Source organism: Methanobrevibacter filiformis (genome assembly GCF_001639265.1).
Lineage (GTDB): Archaea > Methanobacteriota > Methanobacteria > Methanobacteriales > Methanobacteriaceae > Methanacia > Methanacia filiformis.
Window position 1 is genome coordinate 1 of sequence record NZ_LWMT01000257.1, and the last position, 14,456, is coordinate 14,456.

Genomic DNA, 14,456 nt, shown 5'->3' on the forward strand with positions numbered 1-14,456 from the left:
AATCAAATCATTAAGCTCAGTAGAACTAATATGACGCACCACTACTTCTTTAGAATCTTTACTCATATACCAATATTATATATTTTATACTATATAAATATTGTCAAAAAATAGGTATCGTACTATATTATCAACATTAGTATTATTTGAAGAATCTATAGCTATTGCATTATCTTCATTGTCAAATATTGTGTTTTTTGCAATATTCACATTTCCAGAATCTGAAATAGAAATACCATTACTTTCACCATTATTTATAGCATTACTCGTTAGATTAAGATTATTTGAAGAATCTATACTAACTCCATTACTTCCACTTCCAGTGATAGTATTATTATCTATTTTAACATTATTTGAATCACTTATACTAACACCAAACTCATTATCAATTAAAGTATTACTTATTATCTGAAAATTATTTATACCATCTGCAATAATTCCATTAATATATCCAGATATTTTAAACCCAGTTATATTAACACTATTTGCACTAACAGAAAAAGCATAACCATCATCTTCATCAGTAGCAACAAGTGAAACATTAGCATCACATGTTACATTAATAGCCTTTATAATATTCAGCACTATTCCATTATAAACACCACTACCAGTATTTTTAAAATGTAAAGATGTGATATCTACCATATTATCAATCCAATTATTAATCTCCTCACTATCCATAGTTTCATTAACAAAGCAAGTAGTAGCACTTACACTTGATAATGAAAATGATATTAATAAGAAGAAAGCTAAGATAACAATTAATTTATTACTAATCTTATTCATATTTTCATCTCACTATTAAAATTACATCTTATAACAATTCCCAGTTCTATCCTCAATTACAGCACCATCAAGGACTTTTCCTGTTTTTTTATCATAAATAAGAAAGTTCCAATAATATTCACCACCAATCTTAGAACAATCCACTACTTTCGCATAGGTATTTTTGTATGCTAAATCCTCATTAGCTAGTTTTTGTGCCTCAGCATATGATAATTTAGTTCCTTTAGGAATTTTAAATGGAGTTTTGGTAGTAGACTCATTATTTTTAGACTCATTTCTAATCTTTGTTTTTGTCCCTAAATCAGTTGCGACAGTAGAATCTTTAACAGCTGTTGAATTTTCAGCATCAATAGAACTATTTGTAGATGAAGAATTATTAACTAAATCATCCACAGTATTTGAACTAATATTTTGATTAATACTTTCGATTTCACTACTGTTATCAATATTTTGAGAATATGCTAAAAAAACTCCACAAATAGCTAAAATTATAATAACTATTAAAATTAATTTATATTTCAAATTAAGCCCTCCATTCGTTTAGATATAATTTTATTATGTTGCTTTTAACACTATAATCTTTTCTACCGCCTCTCCAATTGTTAATATCATTAACCCCATTCCTAGAACTAGTTGTATCAAGCTTATATTTCTTTGTGTTTGACCAATATGCTTGGACCCAAACATGCCCAGAAATAGATCTACCAAACCTACAACCAAACCAGTTTTCAAATTCTGCAGGAATTCCAGCAGTACGTAACAATGTAACTAACAAAATAGATTGATCAGCACAATTTGCATGTTCTTTAAGTTTTGGATTATACATTCTACTCAAAACTTTGGTTGCTGTCAAATGGCTACACTCATACCCTTTATACTTCACTTTATTGTTCATCCAATTGAATATTTTTCTAATTTTTTTATCAGGAGTTAATTCTCCAGATATTCCAGATCCATAACCATTTTTACCTGTAAAAATATTCAATATTACATTTTTAATTCTAGAGTTATTTACTTGGACACGTCCATCCTTTTTGTTTACAAGTTCGTTGATTCTAGCCTTAGAAAAAGAAGAATCAGTGAAATAAACATCGTATGAGGCTAATTTTAAAACAGAGATTGTTTTAGTACTATTTTCTAATTTACACTGATAAGTGTAATTTATATAAGGTTTATATAGCCCTGAGATAGATTTTGATTTGGTAACACTCATATAAAATAAAGTAACATTATATGTATTATTTTTAAACTTTGTAGTTATGTTACCTACTGTCCATTTTTCACCATTAGGATTTAATAAATACCAATTGATTCCACTTGCTTTTCCAGGTTTAATTGATTTCCAAGAGGTTACTCTTTGTTTTTTATCATTCCAATCCCCTATATACCATCCTCTTTCATCGATTTTGTAATATTCAAAATTCACAACAATTGCACTTTTATAATTCCAATAACTTATCTTTTTATGAGTAATTTTATATGTGTCTGGCTTAATATACATATTGGCATGTACTTTATCAAGTGAAGTAACTTTATTTGACTGACCAATAGCAGTGATAGGTCTATTATTACTTGTTTTTTTATTAGAATTGGTATGAGTTGTGTTTTTTGGCTTCTTATTACTCTTAGCAACATTAAGAATTTTCACAGTTTTATATGCTTTCAGGGTTTTAGGTTTTGTTACAAAAGTACTTGTAGCTTTATAATTACCTTTCAATTTTTTAGTATCTAATTTAAATTTAGCTATTCCTGTCTTGTCTGTTTCACGACTATAATTTTTGCCATTAAACCTTAAAATTATTTTTTTGCCTGGTGGCTTATTAGATAACTTGATATTTGTTCCATTTTTAGTCACTACTCCTTTAGAATATATTGCGCCTAATGCATTATCTCCACTTTTTACAGAAGATTTAACAGTGAGTTTATTTCCAGCATTAATCTTATTTTTTGATAGAGAAATGTAAACACTGAAAATCTTTCCAAGATTTCCACTAAAAGATGTTTTACTTATTTTCAAGGCTCCTTTAACATATATTCCACTACCATAGATTGCAGTATTACTTGTTACACTTCCACCATTAATATTTAGGTTTTTCGTTGAGTATATTGCTCCACCATTTCCAGAAGCCTTATTATTTTTAAATATTGTATTAATTGCACTCAATACAATGTTTGTGTAAATCGATCCTCCTATTTTAGCAGTATTATTATGGAATTTTGAATTTGATATATTAAAAGTACCACTAATTATGTGTATTGCACCACCTTGACCTTTTGTAGCTTTATTATTAATAAAAATGTTTTTCTTCATATTTATTTTTGAACTAGAGACTATTATTGCTCCACCATTATTATTTACATAGTTATTTCTAAATGTATTATTTTGTAGAGATGTTTCAGTGCTAATTAATCTAATGGCTCCTCCATCAGGAGCATTATTATTTATGAAAGTCGAATCTATCACTACATTCCCTGTACCATTGTTAAAACATAATGCTCCTCCTCTTACAGCACTATTATCTCGAAAAGTACAATTTTTTACTAGAGTATTAGATCCATGAGAGTCTAAAGCTCCACCCTCAGTGAATCCATCCTCACCTTTACGAACCCCTGCATTTCCAATAAATTGAGAATTGCGAATAATCGAATTATCAGCATTTCTAGCTAAAAATATCCCAGTTCCACTATCTCCTTTATTATTTCTGAAACAAACTTTTAAAAAAAGTTTGATCAAAAGCTATTTCCAAAAATAAACTATTTTAGGTATAAGGAATGCTTTTACAAATATGAAACAAACTTTTAAAAAAAGTTTGATCAAAAGCTATTTCCAAAAATAAACCATTTTAAATATAAGGAATGCTTTTATTAATATGAAAATATTTTTTATTAGTTATTTGTATTACATTTTAATAAAAAAATAATATATTTTAATATTTTTAAAAAGATTATTCTCCTTATTTTACTTATTAATCTCCCACAAATTCCCATGAAATTGTACACATCTCAATATCATCCTCCAATAATGCCATACAACAAATTTGAATTAGATACTATAATATACATATAATATTTCCTTTGTTATGTTGGCATTAATTGCTATTAAATTTAATAAAATCATATTTAAATCTTTTTATTTAAACCTGAAATTAACTCTTAAAAAAGGGAAAAAATAGTAAAATTCATTTAAAAAAAAAACATGTAGTATTATGAACAATTTTTAAAATAATTAAAGCTCAATAATTGATAAAAAATGGAAAATATTGGATAAAATAGAAAAACATAAACTACAATCCAGAATAACAAAAATGATACAAAGTCATAAAAACTAACATTATTATTAATTATAAAAAATTAATTGAAATTAATTGAAATTAGTATCTTTGTTAAAAATATCTTTGAATTAATGCAACAATTATCATGTAATAAAAATATTTTAAATAAAATTATAAAAATAAAATTTTGAATATAATCCAAAAAAATCAGAAAAAATAGCAAAATATATAGATATTCTTTAAGGTATTTAATAACACTCAAAGTATATGCATTTAATTTGCAAATAGATTAAATATATTGATAACCAATATTCTAAAAATAGGCTCATGAGGTACTAAAATATATAATAATCTTTAAAACCCAATAAAAACATGAAAATCATGCAAAATAATTAATTTATAAGTTACTATGAGCATACATAAACTCAAATCATTAAATATTAATTTAAAATTTAGATATCCAAAATATTTCACTATTTAACAAGCTGTTAATTCTAAATCAGCTTAAAATAGAGATAATTTAAATTAATTTAACTTTAATCAGCCGAAATAATATTATTTAATTTTATATTAATTTTATATTAATTTAAAATGAGCTAATTAATGGGTGTGTCAAAATTTTGCCCTTGTCAATTCACTTTTTAATGTTTTATTATTTATGTCAATTAATACTATTTACATATTCAATTATTATCTAAAAGCCTCCTGAGAAAAAAATTTTTAAATCCAATAATGAACGCTGCGATTGTTAAAAAATAGAATTCTTTATTTGGTTAAATAAAGAGAATAAAAAATAAAGAAATAGCTATAAGTAATAAATAATAAGGATTAATTAAAAAATAGCTATCAAAAACAATTAATTAAAAAAAAAATGAAAAAGTATATCATTTAATTTTAAAAGTTAATTATGTGAATATTTTGTTTGGAACTAACTTAATTCTTATTAATAATATTATTACTATTATTACTATTATTACTATTACTATTACTATTACTATTATTTTTGGAACTAGCATTATTCCTTGATTTATTAAGTGAGATTAATCCAAAGAGACTTAATACCAACATTAATACTGTAATAACCATTAAAGAAACACCTGTTTTCTTCATACTTACATTAGAACCTGCAAATTTATGAGAATTATTATTAGACATATTATTGTTATTAGTACCATTAGTATTATTAGTATTATTGGTACTATTAGTATTATTGGTACTATTAGTATTATTAGTATTATTAGTAGAAGAATTACCTTTAAATTTAATTATTTTTTCAGCAAAATTATATTCATTATTTCCGCTAAATTCCGCTTTAAGAATGTTATCTCGACTAATAGATATTATTGGATGGATTTGACCATTTTTATCTGTAATGAATGTTCCGATAACTTTATCATTTAATATCACTTTAATTGAAGCATTAAAAACTGGTTTACCATCAACATCTGTAACAGTGATGGTTGATGTAGCATTATGTCCAATTTTAGTATCAGGAACATGAATATGAATATTAACATCTTTTTTAGTGAAATTAACACCAACAGTATCATTAGAAGGATTGTACTTATTATTACCCTCAAACTTAACAGTAATATTATTTTTAACCCAAGTAACATTGTAAGGAACCTTAGCTATTCCATCAATAAATTCAACATCAGGATAAACCACACCATCAACAGTGATATTAGCAACAGTATTTACAGGATTACCATCAGAATCAGTTAAATTCAAAGTAATATTAACAGTATCTCCTACCTTAGCATCAGGTATTGAAGCACTAAGATTAGTGTCATATTTAACATTAATTGTTGAATTAGCAGTACCATTACCATTATCTGTATTATTCTGATCAACAATAAGATTTGCAATATTAGTTAATGTTCCTCTACCAATAATAGTAGCAGTTATATTCAAGACAACAGTTTCACCAGCACCAAGACCACCAATAGTCCAAATACCAGTACTACTATCATAACTTCCACGATCAGCACTACTACCTACAAAACTCAACATAGCACTATTCAACTTATCAGTTACAAATACACCAGTAGCATTACCAGAACCATAATTAGTCACAGTAATAGTATAAGTAATATTATCTCCAATATTTACATTACCAGTAGTGTTAGATACTTTAATAACACTCATATTAACATAATTAGTTACATTAACAGTAGCATTACCAGTTCCATTACCAGTGCCAGTATTATTCTGATCTACAGTCAAATTCGCAATGTTAAGAAGTGTTCCATTGCTAATAATTGTGGTAATTATATTAAGTGTAACAGTTTCACCAGCACCAAGATCACCAATAGTCCAAATACCAGTATTACCATTATAACTTCCACGATTAGCACTACTACCTACAAAGCTCAACATAGTATTATTCAACTTATCAGTTACAAATACACCTGTAGCATTAGCTGTACCATAATTAGTGACAGTAATAATGTAAGTAATATTATCCCCAATATTCACAGTACCAGTAGTGTTAGATACTTTAACAACACTCACATTAACATAATTAGTTACATTAACAGTAGCATTACCAGTTCCATTACCAGTTCCAGTATTATTCTGATCCACACTCACATTTGCAATATTAATAAGTGTCCCATTGCCAATAATAGTAGCAATTATACTAAGTGTAACAGTTTCACCAGCATTTAAATTACCAATAGTCCAAATGCCAGTATTACTATTATAACTTCCACGATTAGTACTACTATTTACAAATATTAACATAGTATTATTCAATTTATCAGTGACAAATACACCTGTAGCATTAGCTGTACCATGATTAGTGACAGTAATAGTGTAAGTAATATTATCTCCAATATTCACAGTGCCAGTAGTGTTAGATACTTTAATAACACTCACATTAACATAATTAGTTACATTAACAGTAGTATTACCTGTTCCATTACTAGTGTCAGTATTATTTTGATCCATAGTCACGTTCGCAATATTAACAATTGTTCCCTTGCCAATAACAGTGACAGTTATATTCAAAATAGCAGTTTCACCAGCACCAAGACCACCAATAGTCCATATACCTGTGTTATTATCATGATTTCCATGACTAGCACTACTACTTACAAAGCTTAACATAGTGTTATCCAACTTATCAGTTACCAATACACCTGTAGCATTACTAGAACCGTAATTAGTGACAGTAATAGTGTAAGTAATATTATCTCCAATATTCACAGTACCAATAGTGTTAGATACTTTAACAACACTCACATTAACATAATTAGTTACATTAACAGTAGCATTACCAGTTCCATTACCAGTGCTAGTATTATTCTGATCCGCAGACACATTTGCAATATTAATAAGTGTCCCATTGCCAATAATAGTAGCAATTATACTAAGTGTAGCAGTTTCACCAGTATTTAAATTACCAATGGTCCATATTCCTGTGTTATTATTGTAAGATCCATTGCTACTTACAAAGCTTAACATTGAATTATTCAATTTATCAGTTACAAATACGCCTGTTGCATTAGTTAGTCCATTGTTTGTGATTGTAATTGTGTATTTTATTGTATCTCCGATGTTTGCTGTTCCTGTGCTGTTAGATATTTTAATAATAGTTATATTTACATCATCAGATATGTTAGTTGTTATTGTGCTTTCATTTTGGTTGTTAATATTTCTTTGGTCAGTGGTTACATTTGCAGTGTTGGTTACTGAGTTGTTTCCTATTATTGTTACATTGATTGTTAGTATTACAGATTGTCCTGGAAGTAGGTTGCCAATTGTCCAATTTCCTGTTGTATTATTGTATGTTCCAATAGACGCAATTGCATTTATAAATTTCACTTTATTACTATCTAAGATATCAGTTACATAAATTCCTGTTCCAGTGCTTTCTCCATTATTTGTTACATTAATTATATAAGTTATATTATCTCCAATTCTCACGGTTCCTGTTGTACTCACTATTTTAACTATTGATATGTCCACATCAGTTATATTTAGTATTACTGTGCTTGTAGTGTTGTTATTTGTGTTATTTTCATCTGCTGCAACTAATGCAGTGTTATTTAAAATTCCAGTTCCAGTTATAGTTACATTTACAGTTAATGTTACTGTTTCTCCTGCTTCTAATGTTCCAATATCCCATATTCCAGTACCATAGTTGTATGTTCCTTTACTTGTGTTTGAGTTAATATATTGTACTTTGTTGTAATTAATTATATCCTCTACAAAGACTCCTGTTGCATTATTTAAGGTTCCATGATTAGTTACAGTTATGGTGTAGGTTACATTGTCTCCAACGTGAACATTTCCACTTACATTTGCAACTTTTAAAACACTTACATTAACTGTATAGTTAATAGTTTCAGCCACAATGGTTAAAATAAGGTTTTCATTATCAGATAATGCATTAATTGAATACTCAGTATTAGGATCATTTATTGCTACAGATTCGCTTAGACTAGTATTTCTAATATCTCCAGTTAAATTGTTAACAATATCTGTACTGTTTTTAATTAGTATGGTTACTTCGAAATAAGGAAGTAAGTTTGGAGTATTGGTTACTGGAATATTAAGTGATAAATTATAGCTTAAGTTAGCATTTTGGTTTTTACTGTAATTTCTTGTATCATTTGTAACTGTGTAAAATGTATCATTCAATGATAATTCGAGGACATACCAGTAAGTTAAGTTAAAATCAATACCATTATCAACGTATTGTCCGATAATGTTATTTAATCCCCACCAGTTGAAATTTGCATTAGTGCTAGTCACTGAATTGTTCATACCTAAAGTATTTTGATAGATTCTGTTGTAATTTACTTTGTTACTATCTCCTGAGATATTTACTCCTACAACGGTATTGTTTACAATTGTTGAGCTTATTATAGTGTCATTAAAACCACCCATTATAGCTCCCACTTCATTTCCTTCTAATGTTCCATTAGTGAAAACATTGTTATGATTAGATGAATTGAAAGTTATACCAATTTTTAACTTAGCTATTGTGATGTTAGAGAATGTGTTATTTTGTCCATTTACAAAAATTCCTCTTGTATTATTATTTCCAATAATTGAACCATTAGAAATATTATTCCTAGAACCATCAACAATCAAAACAATACCATTATTAATTATAGTATTATCTAGCAAATAGCTATTTAAATCAATAGTCGAATCATTAAACCCAATTCCTAAAACACCATCATTATCCTTAAACACATTATTATTCATGAAAGTTTGGTTATTTGATGTATAAATAGCTATATGACCATTATTCGAAAATGTAGAATTATTCACACTACAGTTAATACCAATATTAACATTACCCAAGTTATAAATAGCACCACCAGTTGTAGCATTATTACCAGTGAAACTAGAATTACTCACACTACAATTAACACCACCATTAAAAATAGCCCCACCCTCATTAACATTATTACCTACAAAAGTAGAATTACTCACAGTAAAATTAGTACCACCATTAAAAATAGCACCACCGTACATACTAGCATTATTACCAGTGAAGTTACAATTATTCACACTAAAATTATTACCACCCCAGTTCTCAATGGCACCACCACTAAAACTAGCAGTATTACCAATGAAACTAGAATTAATCACACTACAATTAAAACCCTGATACTCATTAAGAGCATCATTATAAATAGCACCACCATTACGACTAGCAGTATTACCAATGAAACTAGAATTAATCACACTAAAATTATAAGCAAAATTAAGAATAGCACCACCACTACCACTAGCAGTATTACCAATGAAACTAGAATTAATCACACTAAAATTAACACTTCCAATACTATAAATAGCACCACCACTACCCGCATGATTATTTGTGAAAGATGAATTTAATATAATGGACTCATTTCCCTGAGTAATTATAGCACCACCACTACTCGCATTATTACCAGTGAAACTAGAATTAATCACACTAAAATTAACACTTCCATTACTATAAATAGCGCCACCACTACCAGCATGATTATTTGTGAAAGATGAATTTAATATAATGGACTCATTTCCCTGAGTAATTATAGCACCACCACTACTAGCAGTATTACCAATGAAACTAGAATTAATCACACTAAAATTAACACTTCCATTACTATAAATAGCACCACCACTACCAGTAGTATCGGCAGAATTATTTATAAATTTGGAATTGTATACATTTAAGCTTCCAAAACTGTGAATTGATCCTCCATCACCTGTAGTTCTTCCATTTATAAAAGTTATGTTAATTATTGTGACACCATAGGCAGCAGATAATATTTGAAAATGTCTACTTTTTCTTTCTGCATCTATTATTACTTCTCCACTTAATACTGTATAACCAAGAAGAGTTATGTTTTTAGTTATAGTTAAATTTGTGTTGTTTCTGACAATACCATTACTGTTGTTGTAGTTATTTCCTGCTATGTGTATTGTTCCGTTGTTTTGTACTATTTCTAATGCTCTTTCTATGGATTGAAGTGCACTGGTCCAGTTTACACCAGTGTTAGTGTCTAGTCCTCCTGTTGCATTAACATATACATCATGAGGTTTAGAAGCATTTATGTTGAATGTTTTTGTGAAATTATCTATTCTAGCTGTTGCAGTAGTATTTATATATGGATTAAATGGTACTGATAAATTAGCAGATAAATTAGCAGAAAATATAAATTCTCCAAATCCACCATTACGATCTATTGTTCCATTAAACTCAGGAAGAGCATTATCAGATCCATTAGTTGTATTAAGATTCATTGTATAATTAAATATAAGAAGACTATTTTCTACATCTATATCAATTAATGTAATATTAACCACAAAATAATTTGTTAAATTAACTGTTGTTCCAGTCCCATTAATTTTAACAGAATAAGTAAGTGGATTTGTATTATTGCCCCACCAATTATAATTTGCATTAACAGTTGAATTGAAAAGATACAATTGGTCTTGATTAGTATTGTTATATATACGATTATATTCCAGTGTAAGGTTTGTGTTGTTAGTAGCTATTGCCCCACCATAGGTAGCAGTATTATTTACAAAGTTAGAACTAATTATTGAAACATTATTACCCATAATAACATATATTGCTCCTCCAATAGATCCTGAATTGTTAATAAAATTTGATTCCCTTATAGTTGAATTACCACCATCATTAGAAATAGCACCACCAGAACTAGCATTATTACCAATAAAACTAGAATTACTCACACTTAAATTACCACCAATATTAGAAATAGCACCACCAACAGCAACACCCATACCAACAACCCCAACATTATTATCAATGAAACTAGAATCACTCACACTAAAATTACCCTTATTATAAATAGCACCACCATGAGTAGCACTAGTATTAGTAGCATTGTTACCAATGAAACTAGAATTACTCACACTCCAATTACCACGATTATTAGAAATAGCACCACCAGAACTGGCATTATTACCAATGAAACTAGAATTACTCACACTCCAATTACCACGATTATTAGAAATAGCACCACCAACAGCAACACCCATACCAACACCAACAACCCTAACATTATTATCAATAAAACTAGAATCACTCACACTCCAATTACCACCATTACTAAAAATAGCACCACCATAAGTAGCATTATTACCAATGAAACTAGAATTACTCACACTCCAATTACCACCATCAGTACGAATAGCACCACCATAACTACTAGCATTATTACCAATGAAACTAGAATCACTCACACTAAAACTACCACCATCATAAATAGCACCACCAACACTAGCATTATTACCAATGAAACTAGAATCACTCACACTAAAATTACCACTATTATCAATAGCACCACCACTACCACTAAGAGCATTATTACCAGTAAAACTAGAATCACTCACACTAAAATTACCACCATTATAAATAGCACCACCATAAAGGCTAGCATTATTACCAATGAAACTAGAATCACTCACACTAAAACTACCCCCAATATTAAAAATAGCACCACCAGAACGAGCACTATTATTTGTGAAATTACAATTTATTATTGTTATCGTAGAGTTAGAACTGTAGATAGCACTATTATTACTATTTATAAATGTTAAGTTTTTAAATGTTATATTACTCCTTGTGCCTGTGATATTAAAGATGTTGCCAAGTTTTCTCGCATCTATTATTATTAAGTTTCTTGCCCCATTACCCTGTATTGTGAGATTTCTACTTGTTGTAATGTTATTTTTAATATCAGTAGTTTTATTATATGTTCCTGGATTAAGTGTTATTGTATGATTAGTGCCAGTAGCAGTAGTTAGAGCTACAGCTCCATTAATACCAGTATTATTTGTAGTATCAATGGTAACATCTACAGCACTAGCAGGTGAAATAGTGACAAATAAAATAGCTATTATTGACAATATTGCATATATATATATATATTAATGTTTTTTATAGAACGAATATCTAATTTTATAATATTATTTTCCTTAATTCCTAATTTCATACTAATCCTTCCCTATATATGTAATGTGTAACTGAATTATCCATTTAATTTACAAAATCCTGTTAATCTAAGAAGAATGATTAAAGTATATCCCATTATATGACAATATTGGATACAGAATAGAATTTGTTCTTATAATCAAATATGGATTATATAAATTAAATATTATTAATTATTATATATATTAGTTCTATTAATATATAAATGTTATTATTATACCGAACATATAATATAACAATGAAAACGACGCTGACCAACAATTAGGTTTGAGAAGTTACTGAGGAGAAGAATGTGTCAAAATTTTACAGTACGGCAAGCTAAGATCTCCAGTTCATTGAATTAATCAATAAAGTAACTATTATGGTTATTTTAATCCCAATTGTGATGGATTTTCTCCCCTGAAATTTCATGGATTTGAAAAATTGAACTGATGAATAGTTATTATTGTAAGAATCAGATTTTTTTAGTTAATGGTTAAAAATAGTTTTATATAATTTAAAGGGCAGATTTAAAGTTATGACTACTAAAAATAAACCTGCCCAGTCTGTGAATTTGTGTGACGATGTATATAAATCTTTGGATGATTTGAAAATTCAAATGAAAAACAGTAGAATTCTACTTAAAGAAGAAATGGGAATTTTCACTATTTTAGGTTTGCAAGAGTATTTTGAAAAACAGTTAGAATTTATTATAGACAATAAGGGTGACGAATGTCGTGATTGTTCCAGTAAAAATGTTGTTGATAATGGAACAACTCATAAAAAAGTTAACAAAGATGATAATATTAACATATATGGTCAAAAATATCATTGCAAGAATTGTGGGAAATACTATCAAACAGAGTCTGAATTTCTACTTCCAAAATATAGCAATTATATTAATGAAATTAGAGAATTTCCAGGGTTTACTTCATCATTAGCGTTAATTTCACGTGAAAACCTTAGTAAAATCATTCATAAATTTACTAATGCCAAACCAGTTTATAACACTATTAAAAATTACATTTCAAATTGTGCTGATAAAATAAGAAACATTCCAAAAAAAGAAACAATATTATCTGGCTACTATCAATATGATGAAGAATATGTGGGAAATTGTCATGGTTGGGACTACAGACTAACATTAATCGATGATAAAAACAAGATTATTGCTGCAGATGAGATATACGAGGATTGTAAGAAGGAGACAGTGAGAAAATTCATTGAAACGCATACATTCAATCAACCATTAATAGCAATCACAACAGATGGCAAAAAATCGTATAGGTCCATAATGGATCAATTAGATGTTGAACATCAACTATGTCATGCCCATTACAAAAGAAACATAAATAAATTAATATCACCTATCTTAAAAAGCGAAAAATACACAGAAAAAGAAAAAGAAAACTACAGACATTACAAAAAACAAATATTCAAAATACTAGACTCCACTACATATGAAGAAGCTAAATTAAGACTAGAAATCCTAAAAAAACAAAAAGAAAACATTCCAAAGAAATTACAAAAAACAGGTTTGTGTCAAAAAGTTGCCTCCTGAAAAATTGATTATTACTAAAATAATGATTTATCATAACATTTAGGTCCATTTTAATTCATCGTTCTGTCTTTCAATTATTGGTTTCAAATAAGACATAGCTCCACTTTTGGTTTTAAAGCGTTTTTTATCTTCTTTTTGTTGTGCTCCACTGAATTTACTCTCAATTTGATTATTAGTTTTTGGAATATTTGAATCAAATAGATGAGCAGTTAATTTGTGCATATCTCTAACAATTTTTTTATTATAAAAATCCTTTAAAAAGCCAGGACATTCATTCCACACTTTAAAAAATCTATTAATCCTATAAATAAAGTCTCCTTTTTCATCAGCATTAAAAATACTTATAATTCTTCCAGAATACTTTTTTATAACATTTTTTTCATCA

The 14,456-nt window shown here is 28.0% G+C and carries 6 protein-coding genes; 1 reads left to right on the forward strand and 5 read right to left on the reverse strand.

Translation table 11 applies throughout. From position 1 onward, the window contains the following. Positions 1 to 84: 84 nt before the first annotated feature. The 4 genes from MBFIL_RS07905 to MBFIL_RS07920 form a co-directional block, all read right to left on the reverse strand. Positions 85 to 786 (reverse strand): right-handed parallel beta-helix repeat-containing protein, encoded by a 702-nt coding sequence (locus MBFIL_RS07905; protein WP_066973312.1) that lies wholly within the window; start codon positions 784 to 786, stop codon positions 85 to 87. 21 nt (positions 787 to 807) lie between these two features. Beyond that, complete coding sequence (locus MBFIL_RS07910; protein WP_066973315.1) at positions 808 to 1,308, reverse strand: hypothetical protein; 501 nt, start codon at positions 1,306 to 1,308, stop codon at positions 808 to 810. 1 nt (position 1,309) lies between these two features. Next, positions 1,310 to 3,520: a transglutaminase domain-containing protein gene (locus MBFIL_RS07915; protein WP_066973316.1), complete on the reverse strand. Its 2,211-nt coding sequence runs from the start codon at positions 3,518 to 3,520 to the stop codon at positions 1,310 to 1,312. A gap of 1,471 nt (positions 3,521 to 4,991) precedes the next feature. Continuing rightward, positions 4,992 to 12,446 carry a beta strand repeat-containing protein gene (locus MBFIL_RS07920; RefSeq protein ID WP_066973318.1) on the reverse strand — a complete coding sequence of 2,485 codons (7,455 nt, stop codon included), beginning with the start codon at positions 12,444 to 12,446 and terminating at the stop codon, positions 4,992 to 4,994. 602 nt (positions 12,447 to 13,048) lie between these two features. On the opposite strand from MBFIL_RS07920, the gene MBFIL_RS07925 reads away from it, so the two are divergent. Next, positions 13,049 to 14,071, forward strand: coding sequence for a hypothetical protein (locus tag MBFIL_RS07925; RefSeq protein ID WP_066973320.1), 1,023 nt, complete (start codon positions 13,049 to 13,051; stop codon positions 14,069 to 14,071). A 39-nt stretch (positions 14,072 to 14,110) separates the two neighbouring features. Here MBFIL_RS07925 and MBFIL_RS10880 read toward each other — a convergent pair. Next, a partial coding sequence (locus tag MBFIL_RS10880) for a hypothetical protein (RefSeq protein WP_211261742.1) occupies positions 14,111 to 14,456 on the reverse strand: 346 nt, incomplete at its 5' end.